Origin of the sequence: Ralstonia sp. PBBBR1 (assembly GCF_002256165.1) — a bacterium.
Lineage (GTDB): Bacteria > Pseudomonadota > Gammaproteobacteria > Burkholderiales > Burkholderiaceae > Ralstonia > Ralstonia thomasii.
The window spans coordinates 94,217-111,600 of record NZ_NKIL01000010.1; the positions used below are offsets into that span (position 1 = coordinate 94,217).

Annotated in this window: 18 protein-coding genes; 7 read left to right on the forward strand and 11 right to left on the reverse strand. The window is 66.1% G+C overall.

Annotated features, from left to right (window positions below; genetic code table 11):
- Window positions 1–47 precede the first annotated feature (47 nt).
- Genes CFE42_RS18645 through CFE42_RS18670 form a run of 6 tightly spaced genes read right to left on the reverse strand, consistent with a single transcriptional unit; the run spans window position 48 to window position 7,292 of the window.
- Window positions 48–911, reverse strand: coding sequence for a polysaccharide deacetylase family protein (locus CFE42_RS18645; RefSeq protein WP_004633329.1), 864 nt, complete (start codon window positions 909–911; stop codon window positions 48–50).
- A complete protein-coding gene (locus CFE42_RS18650; protein ID WP_004633328.1) occupies window positions 908–3,328 on the reverse strand; it encodes an MMPL family transporter in 2,421 nt (806 codons plus the stop codon). Before CFE42_RS18650 ends, CFE42_RS18645 begins: the two co-directional genes overlap by 4 nt.
- A gap of 13 nt (window positions 3,329–3,341) precedes the next feature.
- Window positions 3,342–3,938, reverse strand: coding sequence for an outer membrane lipoprotein carrier protein LolA (locus CFE42_RS18655; protein ID WP_004633326.1), 597 nt, complete (start codon window positions 3,936–3,938; stop codon window positions 3,342–3,344).
- Window positions 3,935–4,897 carry an acyltransferase gene (locus tag CFE42_RS18660; RefSeq protein WP_004633323.1) on the reverse strand — a complete coding sequence of 321 codons (963 nt, stop codon included), beginning with the start codon at window positions 4,895–4,897 and terminating at the stop codon, window positions 3,935–3,937. The genes CFE42_RS18655 and CFE42_RS18660 overlap by 4 nt, the downstream gene beginning before the upstream one ends.
- Complete coding sequence (locus CFE42_RS18665) at window positions 4,894–6,591, reverse strand: AMP-binding protein (RefSeq protein ID WP_004633322.1); 1,698 nt, start codon at window positions 6,589–6,591, stop codon at window positions 4,894–4,896. Before CFE42_RS18665 ends, CFE42_RS18660 begins: the two co-directional genes overlap by 4 nt.
- A gap of 26 nt (window positions 6,592–6,617) precedes the next feature.
- Window positions 6,618–7,292 (reverse strand): hypothetical protein, encoded by a 675-nt coding sequence (locus tag CFE42_RS18670; protein WP_004633320.1) that lies wholly within the window; start codon window positions 7,290–7,292, stop codon window positions 6,618–6,620.
- 411 nt (window positions 7,293–7,703) lie between these two features.
- Here CFE42_RS18670 and CFE42_RS18675 point away from each other — a divergent pair, with 411 nt between their 5' ends.
- Together CFE42_RS18675 and CFE42_RS18680 are read left to right on the forward strand one after the other, a co-directional pair.
- A complete protein-coding gene (locus CFE42_RS18675; protein ID WP_004633317.1) occupies window positions 7,704–7,964 on the forward strand; it encodes a phosphopantetheine-binding protein in 261 nt (86 codons plus the stop codon).
- 54 nt (window positions 7,965–8,018) lie between these two features.
- Complete coding sequence (locus CFE42_RS18680) at window positions 8,019–8,789, forward strand: glycosyltransferase family 2 protein (RefSeq protein ID WP_004633314.1); 771 nt, start codon at window positions 8,019–8,021, stop codon at window positions 8,787–8,789.
- 16 nt (window positions 8,790–8,805) lie between these two features.
- Here CFE42_RS18680 and CFE42_RS18685 read toward each other — a convergent pair whose 3' ends face one another.
- Genes CFE42_RS18685 through CFE42_RS18700 form a run of 4 tightly spaced genes read right to left on the reverse strand, consistent with a single transcriptional unit; the run spans window position 8,806 to window position 10,212 of the window.
- Complete coding sequence (locus CFE42_RS18685) at window positions 8,806–9,165, reverse strand: hypothetical protein (protein ID WP_235202060.1); 360 nt, start codon at window positions 9,163–9,165, stop codon at window positions 8,806–8,808.
- 39 nt (window positions 9,166–9,204) lie between these two features.
- A complete protein-coding gene (locus CFE42_RS18690; RefSeq protein ID WP_004633310.1) occupies window positions 9,205–9,312 on the reverse strand; it encodes a helix-turn-helix domain-containing protein in 108 nt (35 codons plus the stop codon).
- Between the two features lie 50 nt (window positions 9,313–9,362).
- Window positions 9,363–9,776 carry a DUF6691 family protein gene (locus CFE42_RS18695; RefSeq protein WP_004633308.1) on the reverse strand — a complete coding sequence of 138 codons (414 nt, stop codon included), beginning with the start codon at window positions 9,774–9,776 and terminating at the stop codon, window positions 9,363–9,365.
- Between the two features lies 1 nt (window position 9,777).
- A complete protein-coding gene (locus tag CFE42_RS18700; protein WP_004633307.1) occupies window positions 9,778–10,212 on the reverse strand; it encodes a YeeE/YedE family protein in 435 nt (144 codons plus the stop codon).
- 332 nt (window positions 10,213–10,544) lie between these two features.
- On the opposite strand from CFE42_RS18700, the gene CFE42_RS18705 reads away from it, so the two are divergent.
- Both CFE42_RS18705 and CFE42_RS18710 read left to right on the forward strand, forming a co-directional pair.
- Window positions 10,545–11,516 carry an alpha/beta hydrolase gene (locus CFE42_RS18705; protein ID WP_004633304.1) on the forward strand — a complete coding sequence of 324 codons (972 nt, stop codon included), beginning with the start codon at window positions 10,545–10,547 and terminating at the stop codon, window positions 11,514–11,516.
- 57 nt (window positions 11,517–11,573) lie between these two features.
- Window positions 11,574–12,368 carry a hypothetical protein gene (locus CFE42_RS18710; protein ID WP_004633301.1) on the forward strand — a complete coding sequence of 265 codons (795 nt, stop codon included), beginning with the start codon at window positions 11,574–11,576 and terminating at the stop codon, window positions 12,366–12,368.
- 19 nt (window positions 12,369–12,387) lie between these two features.
- Here CFE42_RS18710 and CFE42_RS18715 read toward each other — a convergent pair whose 3' ends face one another.
- A complete protein-coding gene (locus CFE42_RS18715; protein WP_004633299.1) occupies window positions 12,388–12,897 on the reverse strand; it encodes a gluconokinase in 510 nt (169 codons plus the stop codon).
- A gap of 232 nt (window positions 12,898–13,129) precedes the next feature.
- Between CFE42_RS18715 and CFE42_RS18720 the strand changes: the two genes are divergently transcribed.
- From CFE42_RS18720 to CFE42_RS18730, 3 genes are all read left to right on the forward strand, one after another.
- Window positions 13,130–14,845 carry an AMP-binding protein gene (locus CFE42_RS18720; protein ID WP_004633297.1) on the forward strand — a complete coding sequence of 572 codons (1,716 nt, stop codon included), beginning with the start codon at window positions 13,130–13,132 and terminating at the stop codon, window positions 14,843–14,845.
- 702 nt (window positions 14,846–15,547) lie between these two features.
- Window positions 15,548–16,822 carry a hypothetical protein gene (locus CFE42_RS18725; RefSeq protein ID WP_004633295.1) on the forward strand — a complete coding sequence of 425 codons (1,275 nt, stop codon included), beginning with the start codon at window positions 15,548–15,550 and terminating at the stop codon, window positions 16,820–16,822.
- A gap of 124 nt (window positions 16,823–16,946) precedes the next feature.
- Window positions 16,947–17,381: a hypothetical protein gene (locus CFE42_RS18730; protein WP_004633293.1), complete on the forward strand. Its 435-nt coding sequence runs from the start codon at window positions 16,947–16,949 to the stop codon at window positions 17,379–17,381.
- Window positions 17,382–17,384: the final 3 nt, after the last annotated feature.

Here is a 17,384-nt window from a genome sequence, read left to right on the forward strand (position 1 = left end):
GTGGGGTGGATTCGGCAGGCTGCTGCGCCGATCGTCAACAAATTTTATCAAATGGTCATTTGCGAGCGCGTGGCCTGCGCGGGCTCCGGCGCGAGGGCAGCGCGCAACGTCGTGCACTGCAATTGCGCGCGCGCGGCGGTTTCGAGCACCTTCGGCAATACGGTCAGCAGGACGGGGTCGCCGTGTGCATCGCGCGCCGCATGGCCGTCGTGGAGCAGCAGGATGTCTTGCGGCGCCAGACCGTGCAGCAGGCGTTGGGTGACGGCTTCGGGATTGCGCGAACGGGTATCGAAGCCGCGGCGCGTCCAGCTCGCCAGTTGCAGGCCAAGCTGGCACAGCACGGGCTCCAGAAACGGGTTGCGCAGTCCGGCCGGCGCGCGGAAGAACAGCGGGCGCGTGCCGGTGATTTGCGTGAGCGTGTCCTGTGCGGCAGCAATCTCGCGCCGCAACGCGCCTGGCCCCTTCAGCGAGAACGTATGCCGGTGGCGCTGACTGTGGTTTTCCACCGCGTGCCCGCGCGCGACGATGGCCTCGACGCAGCGCGGGTGCCGCTGCGCCAATTCGCCGATGCAGAAGAAGGTGGCTTTGGCACCGTACTGGTCCAGTATGTCCAGCACGCGCGGCGTGACATCGGGGTCAGGGCCGTCGTCGATGGTCAACGCGATGTGCCGCTCCGCCGTGACGGGCAGACGTGTCCAGTTCGGGCCGAGCCAGCTGCTGCGCGGCCACAGACCGCCGGCCATCAGCACGAGATGCGAAGCGATGACGCTGCCGCCCGCCCACGGCCACGTCGACGGATCGGCCGCAACGGCAACCGCCGCGCCGGCGTGCAGCGCCAATGCGCCGTTGATGAGCGGAGTCGGCTTCCAGCGGCGGGCCCTGCCAAGCGGTGAGGTCGTCAGTGAGTTCATGCGGCGGCGTGCTGATCGTGATGGGCGCGTGGCGCCAGGATGGCGGAAAACACGAGCGCAAGCATGGCGCCCGGGCCGACGGTCAATCCGAACGTCTCAAGCATCGGCACGCGGGAGAAGGCCAGCAGCCCGAAGCCGGCCACCGTTGCCAGGTTGGCCACCAGCAGTGACACCAGCGTCTGTGGCGCAATGGCCTGGGTGCGCTGATTGAAGAACAGCGCGTAGTTTGATCCCACCGCCACGATCAGCAGCATGCCGACCAGATGCAGGATGGTCAGCGGCACGCGCGCCAGTGCAAAGCCGGCCGTCACCACCAGCACCGCCGCCACCAGGGGCGCCAACGCCCGCAAGGTCCGCTGCGGCGAGCGCAGCGCCACGATCAGCAGCAACGCGATCGCCGCAAAACCGGCAAGCGAGAGGCGAAGGTCTTCGCGCACGTAGTTCACGTACATCCGATCGGCTTCGACCTTCATGTCGACGAAGAGCGCGCCGGGCACGTCCGCTTGTTCGACGGCGGAGCGAATTGGGGTGGCGTCCAGGCTGGGACGACTTATGGCGTCATTTGCGGCACCCGGCGCGGCCGCTGGTGCACGCAATGGCAGCATGGCGCTCCATTGTCCTGCGCGCTTGGTCAGCAGCGCGTCCACCGCCAATGCCATCGACGTGCCCTTCAGGTCTTCGCGCCGCAAAAGGGGCTGCCCGCGTGCCGCATCGACATCGGCGACAAACGGGGCGAGGAGATCGGGTTTTACGCGGATCGGCTGGTCTTCCACCGCGCTGCGCATGCGTGTGGCCAGTGCATCGGCCGCCGGCAAGCTCGCGAGGCGCGCGCGCTGTGTGGCATCGCTCGGCAGGTAGCGCGCGGGATTCTCGAAGCCGGCGAGCACGCCGTTGTCCACGAGCGGTTGCAGTTGCGTGGCGATCTTCTCGGCGCCTTCGAGCGCGGCCTGTTCCGTTGCTGCCGGGATCACCACCAGATAGCGCACGTCGGGCGCGCCCACATCTGCGCGCAGGCTGGCGTCGAGCGCCTGGCTCTTCGCGGGGACGGGGCTCAACGCGGCGAGTTCGCGGCTCCACAAGCCATCGCGATGCAGCGCAAGCGCCGCACATGCGCCGATGAGCACGGCGGCCAACAGCCAGCGCAGGCGCGGTGCGGCAGACGTCGCCCGCGTCAGCCACGCTCCCACGCGCGAGAGATCACGCGTCGCCACTTCTGCACCACGCAGATGCGGTAGCACGTAGCGCGTGACGAGCGCGGCCGTTACCAACCCCACAATCGAATACAGCCCCAGTTGCACCAGGCCGGGAAAGCCCGAGAACAGCATCGACGCAAAGCCGCACACCGAGGTCAGCACACCCAGGCGGATAGTCGGCCAGTACGTGGCAATCCATGCGCGCAGGCTGTCGTTGGGAGTGGCGCCGTGCAGGCGGGCGGATTGCACGAACAGGTAGATCGAATAGTCGACCGCCTCGCCGATGAGCGTGGTGCCGAACCCGAGTGTGAGCCCGTGCACCGCGCCAAACGTGAGGCTGACCGCCGCCACGCCTGCCGCCACGCCGGACAGCACCGGCAGCAACCCCAGCACCACCGTGCGCGGCGAGCGGTATACCGCCAACAGCAGTGCCACAACGAGTACGAGGCTGACGGCGGAAAGCCGTTCGACGTCGTGCTTGATGGTGTCGCGCGATTCGACGGAGAACACGCCCGGGCCGGTCATCAGGATGCGCGTTGACGCTGCGTTTGGCACTGCGCGCGCAACCGCATCGAACGCGCGGCGCACGGCATCAATGGCATGCGCCTGTGCGCCAGTGTCGGAGCCGGCGGCCGTTGTCTGCACGACCAGCACGGCACGCTGGCCATCGCGTGACGCCCACACGCCGTGCTTCGACGACGGCAGCGCGGTGTTGTCGAGCTGGCTGACGAGTGCCGCCACCTCGCCGGTCGGGTCACGCGGCAGCATGTTCTTGGCGACGAGCCCTGCCGATGAACTCAACAGATCGAGGCTTTCGCCCAGCGCCGCATGCAGCCCTTCGGCGGAAAAGCGCTGCGGCGTGACTGCGGGGCTCAGCACGTAGCGGTGGTCGAAGATGAACTGCCGGTCGCGCGCTTCGCTCACGGGCTCACCGTTGTTGACGGCGCTGAATTGCGCGTCGGCACGCAGCCTCGCAGCGAGCTGCTTTGACAGCGTTGCACGGGTGGCCGCGTCACCACCCTCGATGCCGACGAGGATGAGGCGCGACACGAGCCCCTCGCGCAACTGGTCGACCAGCACGCGTTGCTCGGCACTCGGCGAGCGCGGCAGAAACGCCGACAAGTCCGCCGTAAAGCTGGTACGCCCGATCACGACCGCGCACAGCAGCAGGCCGGTCAACCAGACCAGCACCGCAGGCCGACGCAGGGCGTGCAAGCGTTTCATGTGCGCGCCATCCTTAGTTGCCGGGCACGCGTTGCAGGCGCATCAGCGAATGATCGCCGTCGGCCTGGCGGATGGCGACGCTGCGCAGCACATCGCGCGTGCCCTCCAGCGTGATGGTGCGCACCACTTGCTGCATGCGCGTGTCGATGGGCGAAAGGGTGAGCGTCCAGTCATCGCCGTGGCCGGCGATGGCGACCTTGTAGATCGCTTCGAGCGCGTAGCGGTTGCCGGCCAGTGTGGCGCGGATGCTTTCAATGAACGCGCCCAGCTCCGGGTATTGCGACAGCGGCATCGTGAACTTGCGCTGGTTACGCTCCACGGTCAGCTTGTCGCCGTCAATGACGAGGAGTTCGGGCTTCGGGGCGAGCGTGTGCTTTTCCAGATGATCGGGCGCGACGAACACCAGCTCGCCGGATGATTCGATGGGCTGTGCTGCAATCGACAGCGTCTTCGTTTCCGTGAACGTGGCGCGCCCCGATTTGTTGCGTGCGAGCGTGGACATCAGGCGGTCGAGCGTCCAGGCGGTATCCGCAGCGTGGGCGGTCGCGGCCAACATGCTGGCCGCGAGCAAGGCCAGGAAGGCGCGGAAGAATGGGCGCGTTGCAGTCATGGCGTTTGCGTGGTCTGGTGGTCGGCGGGGGCGTGATCCGGCGCTCCGGCCGCGTCGGCATCCTGCCAGAAGTCGAAGTAATTGAACCAGTTGTACGGTGCGGTGCGGCAGTAATGTTCAACGCGTTCCACATAGCGGCCGAGCGCGGCTTGCACGGCGGCGGTGCGATCTTCGCGGCGCACATCGGCGAAATCCGCCAACAGATCGAAATGCACGGCGTAGCGGTTGCCGCCCAGATGCAGCCCCGTCATGAACAGTACGGGGCGTTTGAGCATGGCCGCCATGTGCAGCGGCCCCAACGGAAACGCCGCCGGGCTGCCGAGAAAATCCATGTGCCGGACTGACGGCCCCGCATCGCGCAACAGCGTGCGATCGGCCAGCATGCCGACGAGCCGGTTGTCATCCAGCGCTTCGCGCACTTGCAGCATGGCGTCCACGCGCCCGAGCGGAATGACCTCCGGCGCCGCCGCCGGGTTGATGGCGGCCATCGCGGCGTTGATGTTGCGTGCATTCTCTTCGTACATGGCGACAGCCACGCGTAGATCCGGCACCGTCCGGCCGAGCGCGCGTACCACCTCGAAACTGCCCAGGTGCGCGCCCAGCAGGAACGCGCCGCGCCCCTGCGCCAGCACGTTGTGCACATGCTGTTGGCCCTGCAACTGGATGTCGAACAGACTGAAGCGCCCGCTGATCAGGTAGATGCGGTCATGAATGGTCGTGGCGAACGTGAGCATGTGGCGGAACACGTCGCACAGCGTTGCAGGGCGGCCGAGCGCGCGGCGCAGATAGTCACGTGAAGCGCCCCGCGCAGCCGGCGAGGCCGCCACGAAATACAACGCAATCAGCCGCAGCAGGACCCGGCCGAACGGCCGCCCGAGCCGCAGCGACAGCCACGTCATCAGGCGCAGCAGCGCGAGGTTGCTGCGCTCCGGACGCTCGGCCCAGTCGGAGCGCTTCATGCGGCAACGCCCTCCGGTGCCGGGGCAGACAGGACGCCGCTGGCCACTTCACGTTCGCCCGCGCGGATTGTGAAGCGCACGGCGTTGCTTGCCGTCGTCTCGAACGCGAGATCGAGCACTTCCCCGGGTGCCGCAGGACTGAGAAACTTGGCCGCGCTGATCTTGCAGGCATCAAGCGAGCGGCCCAGCGCCGCACCGATCGTGTGAAGCGCATGGTCGAGCAGCACCACGCCCGGCACGATCGGATGGCCAGGAAAGTGCCCCGGCAGCGCGGGGTGATCAGCGGGAATGGTGAAGCGCATGCCGTGCTTGTGTGCGTTGCGGTGCGAATGCTGCGCGATCAGCGCGGCCAGCACATCGCGCGCCAGTTTGCCGGTTTCGTTGCGCGGCAGCGCGTCCACCAGCAGCAGTGGACGCGGCATAAATGCTGCGTCGATGCGGTCGTGCAGGGCACGCAGCACATCCGCCGCGCTGAGGCCCGGCGCCACAACCAGCGCCACTAGGCGCGTGACCGCCGCGCTGCCGTGCTTGTGCGGGGCGGCGGGCGCATCGTCCGGCATGTAGAACACGCCGTCCACCACACCGGCAATCGCGTTGAGTTCATGGTTCAGATACGCCAGCGACGACCGCTTGCCTGCAATGTTGATCAGATCGGCCTTGCGCCCGTGCAGGAGAAAGTGCGTGTCGTCGATCAGTTCGATCGCGTCACCCATCGGTACCGGGGTTTCGACGTGTCCGCCATAGACCCACACCGTCGGGCCTTCGTCTTCCGGCGTGCCGGAGCGCGATTCCATGCGAACGCCGGGGTACAGGTGCCACGCGGTTTCTTGCGCGGTACGGCGCGTCGCGACCTGGCCGGTTTCGGTGCTGCCGTAGATTTCCAGGAGCGGCGCGGATAGGCGAGTCTCGGTCTTCCGCGCCAGCGCCTCCGACAGCGGCGCTGTGGCCGACAGGACGAGCGATGCACTCGGCAACGCGGGCTCCGATGCGAGGAGCGCCCGCAGATGCACCGGCGAGGTCACCAGCACGCGCGGCTGCGGTACTGCGTCCAACGCCTCGCGAATGTCCGCCGGATAGAACGGCTGCCGGTTGCTGAACGCCAGACCGCCCTGCAGCGCCAACAGCACCGTCACCTCAAGGCCGTACATGTGCTGTGCCGGCACCGTGCCGACCAGCGTGAAGGCGCGCCCATCGGCCAGGCCAAGGTGCGCGACGGCCGTGCGCATGCAGCGCGCCAGTGCGCCCCACGTCTTGCGATGCGGCACCGGCGTACCGGTCGAGCCGGACGTGAACAACACCGCCATGACTTGCGACGTGTCGATCTGCGGCACGTCGATGGGCGCTGCGCCGGGCGTCAACGCATCGGGATAACGGAAGGCAGGCAGGTCGACCGGGCAGGCGGTCGCATCGTGCAGGCAGAACACATCGGGCGCGAACGCCGAAAGCTGACGCACCATCTGCGCCGTCTGCATGGGCGGCAGCAGGCTGACCTTGCCGGCCACCAGCGCTGCGCCCAGCCCGACGGCAAAGCGGTAACGGTCTGCGCAGGCGTTGAACACGTGGCCGCCCGGCGGCAGCATCGGGGCCAGCGCCATCACATCGGCCAGGAACGTGCGCGCTGAGACGGGCGTGCCATCACGCCAGGCAAGCGTGTTGTCCAGCGTTGGATGGGAGACCAGCGGGTAAGTCGGCATGAAGCAAATCTTGCAGGCGGGTAGGTTCAGCGGGACCGTTTTGTGGCAGCGGGCGTGACGTGCCCGGATTGTTCCGATTGTCGATACGCGCGCACCGCGTCGAACAGGCTGGAGTGTGGCTCACCGCGCAGCACGATGCGGCGGCATAGATATTCCGCCACGAACACTACGCCCACCAGCGGCAGCGACAGGTAGTTCGCAAACGTCGACCACGTGACGGTGGATGCCGTGGCAAACAGTAGCGTGGACACGGCAGCGGTTGCCAGGAAGAACAGCGTCCATACCAGCGTGACTTGCCGCGAATAACGCGCAATGCGCGGTGTGAGCGTGCCGTGCACCATGTGGGCAAAGCGCGTGCACAGCGGCTCGCGCCCCGCCACCAGCGTGCGGCCGAACACGTAGGCCATCATCAGGTTGAAGCTTGCATGCTCGAGGTACAGGCCCCAGTCAAAATGCGCGGCCAGCGGCGCGCGCGCCATCCACAGCACTGAGCAGACGAGCAACCACAGCGGCAACAGCCATGCACGATGCGTGGTACGTATGGCCGCCACCAGCGCGATTGCCAACGGCGGTAACAGCGCCATTGCCAGGCCCACGCCATGCGCGCCCGGCGTGGCCGCTGCGTAATGCGCACCGACCTGATACGCCACGATCGCACCCACGCCCGCTGCGCCTCGCGCAAAGCTGGTCAGTCGGTGCATGGCAGGGCAAGGTGGGGGGAGCGGCGCTGCATGGTTGTCGTAGGGGCGTGCACGGCAGTTTCATCATAGGGCGGGGCACATTCTAGGGCCCCGAGCCTGTCTCGCCCGATCCGGCGGCGGCGTGTTTGTAACCGGATGTACGCGCTCGGCCGGCCGTGCGACGGCGCCCCTTGCCGCTTTGTGGCGCCACACAAGCCGTTGAATCGTTTGCGTCACTTCGTGGAAGCGCCGCGATATGCGGTGTTTGTCACGGTTTCGCGCTATACGGGGTGTACCCCTTCGTCTAGAATCCGCCTAGCTTAAACGACCCCCTTCACAGGCTGGGCTGGACAAGGCAGGGGCTTCGGGCAAGAAGATCGTCGGCGGCTCTGGCCGCAGTCCCCGCAGCGCGCCGCCTGTGGTGCAAGACCGATGAACGACCTGGAAAAAGAGCTCGCCGCACTCATGATCGGCGAACTGAATCTCGAAGACATTCAACTCGATGCCCTGACCGCCGACACACCGCTGTATGGCGAAGGATTCGGGCTCGATTCCATCGATATCCTCGAAGTTGCGTTGCTGATCTCCAAGAAATACGGCTTCGAGCTGCGCTCGGGCGATCCCGATAACCAGAAGATCTTCGCCTCGCTGGGCTCGCTCGCGGCCTACGTGGCAGAGCACCGCACGCGATAGGCTCGCGCCAGCGCCCGACGCATTCCGCTTTCAACGTTTGGCCGGACCGACGCCATGCCGATGACCGGCGCTTCCACTTCGCACCTCGTTCTGATTCCAAGCTACAACCCTGGCCACAAGGTTGAAGACACCGTGCGCAGTGCGCGCGCACAGTGGAACCCGGTCTGGGTGGTGGTGGACGGCAGTACCGACGGCAGCACCGAACGCCTGCAGGCCATGGCCGCGCAAGACCCGGGGCTGCGGGTGATCGTGCTGCCGCGCAATCGCGGCAAGGGCGTGGCTGTACTGGCTGGTCTGGAGGCCGCTGCGGCAGCAGGCTTTACCTACGTGCTGACCATGGACGCCGATGGGCAGCATCCCGCCAACCTGATCCCCGAATTCATGGCTGCCTCGCAGGCGGCGCCCGACGCGATGATCCTCGGCCAGCCGGTGTTCGACGCAACGGCGCCGCAGATGCGTGTGCAGGGCCGGCGCCTGTCCAATGGCTGCGCGGACATCGAGACCCTGTGGGCTGGAATTGGCGATACGCTGTTCGGCTTTCGCGTTTATCCAATTGCACCGCTGGCCGAGATCATGCGCCAGCAGAGCTGGATGCGCGGTTTCGATTTCGACCCGGAAGCGGCAGTGCGCCTGTGCTGGGCCGGCGTGCGTCCGATCCGGCTGGCGGCGCCGGTGCGCTACTTCCGCCCGAACGAGGGCGGCGTGTCGCATTTCCGGTATCTGCGTGACAACATCCTGCTGATCGCAATGCATCTGCGCCTGGCGGCTGAGGGCTTGCTGCGCTTGCCCTCGATGATCGCGCGGCGCCTGCAGCGCGGTTGGTAGTCCGCGGCAGGCGGGTTCAGACCGCTTCCGTGGCGGCCCTGGCCTGGTGCAGCAGGGTTTCTGCGGCGTGCCAGGCCTGTGACGCGGCAGACGGATCGCCAATCGCGCGGGCGTCGGCCGTGACGCCCGCGAGCCGCATTACGTATACCCCGGCAAGCCGGCGCGCCGTGTTGGCGGGCACCACATCCTTGAGCAGCGTTTCCATCATTGCGAGCAGATCGTCGCGGTAGCGCACCGCCACGTCGGTCACCTCGGGGCAGGTGTTGCCAAACTCCGCCAGCGCGTGCTCGAACAGGCAGCCCGCGAACTCTGGCGTGCGGAACCACGTGCCGTACCGGTCGAAGATGCCCTTGAGGCGGGTGGTGGCGTCAGGCATGGGGCCGAGCTTCTCGGCAATGCTGCCCACGACGAAGCTCTAGCGTTGCTCCAGCACTTCCTTGATCAGATCTTCCTTGCCGGCAAAGTGCCGGTACAACGTCATAGGCGCGACGCCGGACTCGTCGATGAGCTTGCGCAGCGTCATGTTGTCCTCTGTAGGTGGGTTATCGGTTTGTTTGCGGCACTGCCGCCCGCCTAGCGCTTGCGTTGCAGCCAACTGAAGACAGCCATGCCCGCCAGCATGGCGGCGACAAAACCGACAGCCTTTGGCACGCCCGCGCCCAGCGCCACCAATGCCGGCCCCGGGCAGAAACCTGCCAGCCCCCAACCGATGCCGAACACGGCGCTGCCGAGCACGAGCCGCGCGGTCACGCCTGTTGCCGACGGCAATTGGATCGGCGTGCCAAGCCACGAGCGGCCGCGCCGACGCGCCACAAAGAAGGCGATCACGCCAACGGCAATCGCTCCGGCCATCACGAACGCCAATGAAGGGTCCCATTGGCCGAACAGATCGAGAAAGCCGAGCACCTTGGCCGGATTGGCCATGCCCGACACGATGAGCCCCGCGCCAAACAGCAAGCCCGCTACGAGTGCGATCACGATGGCCATGTCAGCCTCCAAACACGTGCCGTACCACGAACACGGTGACGATGCCGGCAGTCACGAAGGAGAGTGTGGCCACCAGCGAGCGCACCGAGCCGCGCGACAACCCGCACACGCCGTGGCCGCTTGTACAGCCGCCTGCGTAGCGTGTTCCGATGCCGACCAGGAACCCAGCCGCCAGCACCTCACCCCAACCCGCGGCGATCTCCGGAACCACGGGGTGGCCAAGCAGGGCGGCAACCACTGGCGCCCCCATCAGGCCGATCAGGAACGCGATGCGCCAGTCCATATCGCCGCGCGGGCGCAGCAGCAGCCCGCCGACGATGCCGCTGATGCCGGCAATGCGGCCGGTGCCCAGCACCAGCACGGCCGCCGCCAGCCCGATGATCAGGCCGCCGACGAGCGCCGCGCCTGGAGTGAAATGTGTGAAGTCGATCGACATGGGAAGCAGGGGGAGCAATCTAGGTTCGAATAATATATAAATTTATAGATTGTTTGTCATGTGCCGAGGCAAGGAAGCGCCAGGCGCGGTGCCGGGCGCGATAGAGGCGAGGCCTCAAAACCGGACGACATAGCACGTGCTCAGCGCGTGGAGAGGCAAGACAATGCGGCAGTGCCCGGCACCCTGGCTGCGATGCCTTGAGTAGGCTTGATGCTGCGGTTTCGCAGACGGCGTTGCCCGATGGGGACACTCGCCGTTCAAACAGGGTGCGAACCGATTGTCTGGGTAGCGCTTCCTCGCTAGGCTGAGACTTTGCAGCGGAGGGTTGCGCGATGAGCTGGCAGAACTGGGTCGTCTCTAGGATGGTGCGCAACCAGATCAAGAAGCCGACCGAGCGGGAGCCCTTCGACCCGATCGCCACACGCCTGCATGCCGAGAAGCGCAAGATGCCTTCGCCGGTGGAGCTGCCGCCGGATTGGCGTATCGTCCCGGCCGATGGTGTCAACGGCGATGGCCTCACCGGCGAATGGATTGAACCCGCCGATCCGGACCTGCATGACGACGCGCCGGTCGTGCTTTATCTGCATGGCGGCGGCTATTTCTTCTGCAGCCCGCGCACACATCGCCCGATCACCATTGGCCTCGCCACGCATGCCCGGGCGCGGGTGTGCGTGCCGGACTACCGGTTGGCACCCGAGCATCCGTTTCCTGCGCCGGTGGAAGATGCGCTCTTCACGTATCGCACGCTGGTGACGCAGGGCGTGTCGCCCTCGCGCATTGTGGTGGCCGGCGATTCCGCGGGCGGCGGGCTGGCGTTGGCGCTGCTGGTGGCCTTGCGTGATGCGTCAGACCCGCTGCCGGCGGGCGCGGTGCTGTATTCGCCGTGGACGGATCTTGCCGCCACCGGCCAGAGCCTGATCGACAACGATGAATCCGACGTGATGTTTCGCGGCGCGTGGATGGCGCATGGTGCGGCGTTGTACCTGGGCGATTCGGGCGCACCGGCCGACCATCCGCTCGCCTCGCCGCTGTATGCCGATTTCACGGGCCTGCCCACACTGCACTGCTATGTCAGCACCAGCGAAGTGCTGCGCGACGATACCCTCCGAATGGCCGAGCGGGCGCGGGCGGCCGGGGTATCCGTATCGGTAGAAATGGGGCGGCGGCTTCCTCACGTGTGGCCGATCTTCTATCCTTTCCTTCCAGAGGCGCGCGTAGCGCTCAAACGATCGGGCGAGCAGATCAGGCGACTGGTTGCCGCCCAGCACAAGAACCGAGAACCGGTGGAACTGACACCGGCCTGACCCAGCCGGCGGCGCCCCTGCGTAGCCCGGTCGGGATGCGCAAACGGGGAGCCCAGCATGCGTCGGGTGGTGGTATTGGGTGTGGTGCTGGCCATGGCGGCCGGTGCCTGGCAGTGGAGTCGGCTGCATCGGCTGAGGCTGGCCGATGTGCGCTTTGCGCCAATCGAGAACGTTGCTGCTGCAACGGGCGGAGCGGGCGCTCCTGTGCTCAATGCCAACAAATCGCACTGGCTCAAGGCGTGCGACCAAGCGCTGGGCCCGATGCGCGTGGAGGTGCGCGCCACCGAAACGCCGCTGTCCTTTTCCAACGACCGCTCGGTCGAGCAGCTCACCGCCGAGGCGCCGCCCTACGATCGCTCTGCGCGCGTGCTGGGCAAGACGTATGCGACGCTGGTGGCGCGCTTCGACGTGAACAGCCGCTACATGGCCATCGCCACGCAGCCGGCCACCACCTGCCTGCGGCCGTCCATTTCGGTGGAGCTGGTGCTGAATAATTTTCGGGTGACGGTGGCGCGCGAATTTGCGCCGGGCACGTGCGCGTACACCGCCATTCGCGAGCACGAGTTGCGGCATGTGGCCGTCAACCGAGCGGTGCTGCCGCACGCCGCCGAGGTGATCCGCAAGGAGATCGAGAGCGAATACGGCGGCCGGCTCTATTTTGGAGATCCGGACCGCATTGCGGCTGATTTGCAAGCAGCGCTCACGCGCCATTGGCTGCCGCGTGCGCAATCGCTGATCGAACTTGGCTTGCAGGCGCACGAGCAGATCGATACGCCGCGTGAGCGGGAGCGTATGAGCCGCGTGTGCAACGGCGAGGTGCAGGCCGTGTTGCAGCAACTCACGCGCAGCTAGCGCGTGGACGCGTGCGAGTTCAGGCGGCCGGACGGTGCGCGGCGCGTGCCTGCAGTTGGGCGACAGCCTCGTCGACGATAGCTTCGGGCGGCAGCGCGATGTCGACGATGACGGCGTCGGTCGGCTCTTCCAGCGCGTCGAACTGGCTGCGCAGGAGGCTCGGATTGAAGAAGTGGTCTTTCCGGGCGGCCAGTCGGCCTTGCAGCAGATCGAAGTCGCCCTTCAGGTAGACGAATTCGGCGTTGCCGGCGGCGCCGCGCAGCACGTCGCGGTAGCGCTGCTTGAGAGCGGAGCAGGCAACCACCAGCGACTGCCCACTGCTCGTCTTCTCGTCCATGTAGGCGCGGATGGATTCGAGCCAGGGTTTGCGGTCATCGTCGTTCAGGGGGATGCCTGCGTGCATCTTGGCGCGGTTGGCCTCGGAGTGAAACTCGTCGCCATCACGGAAAGCGCAGCCCAGCCGCTCGGCAATCTTCTGGCCCACCGTGGATTTGCCGCAACCCGAAACACCCATTACCACTACGATCATCGTCATTCCCTACGTGCAAGAAAGCGCAAAACATTAGGCCGGCATGTTAGCGCGTTGATGAGGATGCCCGCCGATTTTTGCTGCTGCAGTGCAGCAATTGTTCCGCGTCATTGTTCGTCGGGGAATGGATTGCCAAATGCGTCAAGCTGCGTCAAATTGCGATCAATGCAGTGGCTACAAATCATTCAGAACAAGGCCCCAAAAAGGCCAACGTTGATTGGAGGAGACATCCATGGCTGGTGAGGTTTTCGACGCGCGACCGCGCAACGGTGCGTCGTATGTGGTGGGCGACACGTCGGTGCCGCTGGCACATGTCACGGTCTCGGCGTTGCTGGCGGATACCGTGCGCCGCTGCCCCGACGACGAGGCGGTCGTGTTCCGCGAGCAGAACGTGCGCTGGACGTGGCGCGCCTTTGCCGAACAGGTCGATGCGCTGGCCGCCGGCCTGCACGCACTGGGGTTCGAACGCGGCGACCGCATCGGCATCTGGTCGCCCAACCGCGTCGAATGGGTGCTCACGCAGTTCGCAACAGCGCGCCTGGGGCTCATCCTCGTCAACATCAACCCGGCATATCGGCTGTCGGAACTGGAATACGCGCTCAACAAGGTCGGCTGCAAGGCCATCGTGGCCGCCGAGGCCTTCAAGACATCGCGCTATCTGGAGATGCTGCAGACTCTCGCGCCCGAACTGGCGACCGCGCAGCCGGGCGCGCTGAACGCGGCCAAGCTGCCGGCCCTGCGCTGGGTCATCCGGATGGGCGAGGCCGGCACGCCTGGCATGCTCAACTTTGCCGACGTTGTTGCGCGTGGAAAAAGCGTACCCGTTGATGCGCTGGATGCCATCACGGCCACGCTGTCGCCCGACGACGCCATCAACATCCAGTTCACCAGCGGCACGACCGGCGCGCCCAAGGGCGCCACGCTGACGCATGTGAACGTCGTCAACAACGCGCGCTTCGTTGCCATGGCGATGAACCTGCAAGAGGGTGATCGACTGTGCATTCCCGTGCCGCTGTATCACTGCTTCGGCATGGTCATGTCGGTGCTGACCTGTACGGCCACGGGCGCGTGCATGGTGTTTCCGGGCGAGGCATTCGATCCGCTGGCCACGCTACGCACGGTGGCGGAAGAACGCTGCACGCAACTGCACGGCGTGCCGACGATGTTCATCGCGCAGCTCGATCATCCGGACTTCAAGAGCTTTGACGTATCGACGCTGCGCGGCGGCATCATGGCCGGCTCGCCGTGTCCCATCGAGGTGATGAAGCGCGTCGTGTCGGAATTGAATCTGCGCGAAGTCACCATCGCGTACGGCATGACAGAGACGAGCCCCGTGTCTTTCCAAAGCGCGGTGACGGACCCGCTCGACAAGCGCGTTACCACCGTCGGCCGCATCCAGCCGCATCTGCAGGTCAAGCTGGTGGATGGCGCGGGAGAGGTGGTGCCCGTGGGTGAGAAGGGCGAGCTGTGCACCAAGGGCTATTCAGTCATGCTCGGCTACTGGGACGACGAAGCCAAGACCGCCGAGTCCATCCACGACGGCTGGATGCGCACGGGCGATCTGGCAACGTTCGATGCCGAGGGCTACTGCAACATCGTCGGCCGCGTGAAGGACATGCTCATCCGCGGTGGCGAGAACGTCTACCCGCGCGAGATCGAAGAGTTCCTCTTCCGGCATCCGAAGGTGCAGGCCGTCAACGTGTTTGGCGTGCCCGACCCAAAGTATGGCGAAGAGGTTTGCGCGTGGATCGTGCTCAAGCCCGGCCAGCAGGCCACGGAAGAGGAGATCCGCACGTTCTGCCAGGGCCAGATCGCGCACTACAAGATTCCGCGCTACATCCGCTTCGTCACCGAGATGCCGATGACGGTGACGGGAAAGGTGCAGAAGTTCGTCATGCGCGACCGCATGATCGAAGAACTCAAGCTGACGGTGGCCGCCACGGCCTGAACTGAGCTTGCGGTATCGCGGTTGAAATGCGAACGGGTTGCGCGCGGTTTGTTGTTGCCATGACGATGCTTGCCGCGCGCGGTTTTGTTCGCCTGCCTGGGCAACGCCCGAGGTGGAAACCGAGACGCGTCTCCCGCGTGCGTCTTGCTGATAGGAGGCACTCGCAGCCAACCGTCCACATAGGATCGCGCGCTTGCGGTGCGCACATCAATGGGACGCGCCACCTGACCCGACGTGCGCCACGGGATGCTCTCCTGCCGGTGACCCACCGCTCACGCAATGTGAGCGCCGATGCGCCGATGTTTCGCGCCTGAAACACCCGGCCAATCGTTCGTCTTAAACACCCTGGCCGTGCGCATGCGCGTGTGCCGACAGCGTCTTCGCGCGAAGGCCATGGCAGGCCGTGGCCGTCATGCGCGACATGGCGGTGTATCAGCGCTGCAACCGAAAGGGCGGAAACGGGCCTCCACAAATTCACGTCCCGACACGATTGCGCGGCAGTGCGTGCACCTCTGCACGTGGGTGTCGGTGAATCTTTTGCGTTTTCAATCACTTAGAACAGCCGTGTAAAGCGTGCCCGGAAGTTGGCACCGATTATGCAAACGAGCCGCCCCGGGGTGGGTCATGTTTTTCCCACAGGCAGAGCGCACCAGCCCTACTGGCTGCGTTTCAGCCGTCCCTCTCACCTTTATGGAGTGCGTTATGAAGAAGACCTTACTGGCCACCGCGATCGCCATGGGATTGGGGGTCTCTGGCGTTGCATTGGCTGATATCGGCAATACGGCGTCCGGCGCGGGTGACAAGACCCAAACCACCACATCAACCATCAACAGAACCAGTACTGACACAGACACCACGACAACGACCACAGCAACGGACAATTCGAACCAACACAACAACTCAAGCCAAGGCAGCAACCGCGACAACAGCGGTACAGCCAGCGCCACAGGCTACGGCACTGCAGCCAGCAATAACGGCGGTGTGTCGACTGCGACCTTCACCAACTCCTTCAACACGAGCAAGGCGATTGCCATCTCCAAACTGGAGGGCACGGTCACCAACCTCAGCATTTCGGGGATCGGGAACGTCGCCACCAATAACGGAGGCTCGGCCAACGGCGGCGCCGGCGGGCGTGGCGGTTACGGCTATGGCGGCGCAGGTGCGGGCGGCAACGGTGGCGCTGGCGGCGCAGGCGGCGGCGGCGGCGCGGGTGGCAGCTCGGGCAGCGTGACGCACGGCAGTGCAACCAACGGTGGCGCGACGGCCGGCAATGGCGGTAATGGCGGTGGCGCTGCAGGCAACGCAGGCAGTGGCGGTAGCGGCGGCAGTTCCGGCACGCTGTCGGCGAGCCTGGGCGCGGGCCTGGGTGGCTTGGCAGGCAGCGCCAGTGCGGCGGGCGGCGGCGCTGGAGGCAGCGGCGGCGGTGCCGGTGGCTCCAATGGCGGTGACGCCAATCACCATCATGGCTCAGGCTCAGCAACGGGTGGCGCAGCAGCCGCGGCCGGCGGAAACGGCGCGGCCGGCGGCACCGGCACCAGTGGCAGCTCTACCGCGTCTGGTGGCGCAGGCACTGGAACGAGCACGGCCACCGGCACCAGCACAGGTGGTGCAGGCGCGGCAGGTGGGGCCGCTACCAACGTGGCCGGTACTGGCGGTGCAGGCGGTACTTCCACGAACGGCAGCGCGACCAACGGCGCAGCATCGTCCACGGCAGGCAATGGTGCCGTTGGCGCCGTGGGTGCGGCTGGTGGTGCAGGCGGTGTCGGCAATGGTGGCGTCGGCAATGGTGCGGTGGGTGGCACCGGCGGTGCAGGCGGCACGGTCATGGTGGACGCAGGCACGTTCAACATGTCCAACGCCATGACCAGCGTCGGTCAATCCGCAGCTGGTGTGATGGTGGCGAGCCAGAACAGCGGCTTCGCTTCCCTCATCCAGCAAAGCATCAACGTGCAGGCCAACCTGAACGTGGGCAAGTAGCCCGGTATCGGGCATGAGCGGGGAAGTGCCGCTGCGCGAGCGATGATGCTCAGCGCATGACGGCGGATGGGGCCGGACTGCATCCGTGGTCCGGCCCGCAGTTGGAGCGTATAGGAGACGTTTGATGCGATCCGACAGAAGAACCACAGCAGGGTGGGCAGCATGGTGGTTGGCGTGCGGCCTGGTGGCGTGGCCGGCGGCAGCAGCAATGGCAGCGAACGATGCGCCAATTGCAGACGGTGCGCAGGTAGCCAGCACGGAAGCGGTGCGTCCCCCGGCCGCCGCGGCCATGTCGGTGCCTGGGCTCGGTCATGCGGTGGGCGCAGATCGGCTCGACAGCTATCGCGGCGGCACGCAGGATCTCTACCAGACCGTCAATGAAGCGCGCCTGTCGGGCACGGTGAGCGACAACGCCGCCATTAACGTGGCGACGGGGTCGAACATCGTGCGCGACGGCTCGTTTGCCAATGCCAGCGGGATCCCCACGGTCATCCAGAACAGCGGAGCGAACGTGCTGATCCAGAACGCCACCATTGTCAACGTGCAGTTCCGGCCTTGAGCT

What these genes read in the sequence shown, in the direction of transcription:
- CFE42_RS18645 (WP_004633329.1), bottom strand. Translation starts at nt 911, where the DNA reads ATGAACTCACTGACGACCTCACCGCTTGGCAGGGCCCGCCGCTGGAAG.
- CFE42_RS18650 (WP_004633328.1), bottom strand. Translation starts at nt 3,328, where the DNA reads ATGAAACGCTTGCACGCCCTGCGTCGGCCTGCGGTGCTGGTCTGGTTG.
- CFE42_RS18655 (WP_004633326.1), bottom strand. Translation starts at nt 3,938, where the DNA reads ATGACTGCAACGCGCCCATTCTTCCGCGCCTTCCTGGCCTTGCTCGCG.
- CFE42_RS18660 (WP_004633323.1), bottom strand. Translation starts at nt 4,897, where the DNA reads ATGAAGCGCTCCGACTGGGCCGAGCGTCCGGAGCGCAGCAACCTCGCG.
- CFE42_RS18665 (WP_004633322.1), bottom strand. Translation starts at nt 6,591, where the DNA reads ATGCCGACTTACCCGCTGGTCTCCCATCCAACGCTGGACAACACGCTT.
- CFE42_RS18670 (WP_004633320.1), bottom strand. Translation starts at nt 7,292, where the DNA reads ATGCACCGACTGACCAGCTTTGCGCGAGGCGCAGCGGGCGTGGGTGCG.
- CFE42_RS18675 (WP_004633317.1), top strand. Translation starts at nt 7,704, where the DNA reads ATGAACGACCTGGAAAAAGAGCTCGCCGCACTCATGATCGGCGAACTG.
- CFE42_RS18680 (WP_004633314.1), top strand. Translation starts at nt 8,019, where the DNA reads ATGCCGATGACCGGCGCTTCCACTTCGCACCTCGTTCTGATTCCAAGC.
- CFE42_RS18685 (WP_235202060.1), bottom strand. Translation starts at nt 9,165, where the DNA reads ATGCCTGACGCCACCACCCGCCTCAAGGGCATCTTCGACCGGTACGGC.
- CFE42_RS18690 (WP_004633310.1), bottom strand. Translation starts at nt 9,312, where the DNA reads ATGACGCTGCGCAAGCTCATCGACGAGTCCGGCGTCGCGCCTATGACG.
- CFE42_RS18695 (WP_004633308.1), bottom strand. Translation starts at nt 9,776, where the DNA reads ATGGCCATCGTGATCGCACTCGTAGCGGGCTTGCTGTTTGGCGCGGGG.
- CFE42_RS18700 (WP_004633307.1), bottom strand. Translation starts at nt 10,212, where the DNA reads ATGTCGATCGACTTCACACATTTCACTCCAGGCGCGGCGCTCGTCGGC.
- CFE42_RS18705 (WP_004633304.1), top strand. Translation starts at nt 10,545, where the DNA reads ATGAGCTGGCAGAACTGGGTCGTCTCTAGGATGGTGCGCAACCAGATC.
- CFE42_RS18710 (WP_004633301.1), top strand. Translation starts at nt 11,574, where the DNA reads ATGCGTCGGGTGGTGGTATTGGGTGTGGTGCTGGCCATGGCGGCCGGT.
- CFE42_RS18715 (WP_004633299.1), bottom strand. Translation starts at nt 12,897, where the DNA reads ATGATCGTAGTGGTAATGGGTGTTTCGGGTTGCGGCAAATCCACGGTG.
- CFE42_RS18720 (WP_004633297.1), top strand. Translation starts at nt 13,130, where the DNA reads ATGGCTGGTGAGGTTTTCGACGCGCGACCGCGCAACGGTGCGTCGTAT.
- CFE42_RS18725 (WP_004633295.1), top strand. Translation starts at nt 15,548, where the DNA reads ATGAAGAAGACCTTACTGGCCACCGCGATCGCCATGGGATTGGGGGTC.
- CFE42_RS18730 (WP_004633293.1), top strand. Translation starts at nt 16,947, where the DNA reads ATGCGATCCGACAGAAGAACCACAGCAGGGTGGGCAGCATGGTGGTTG.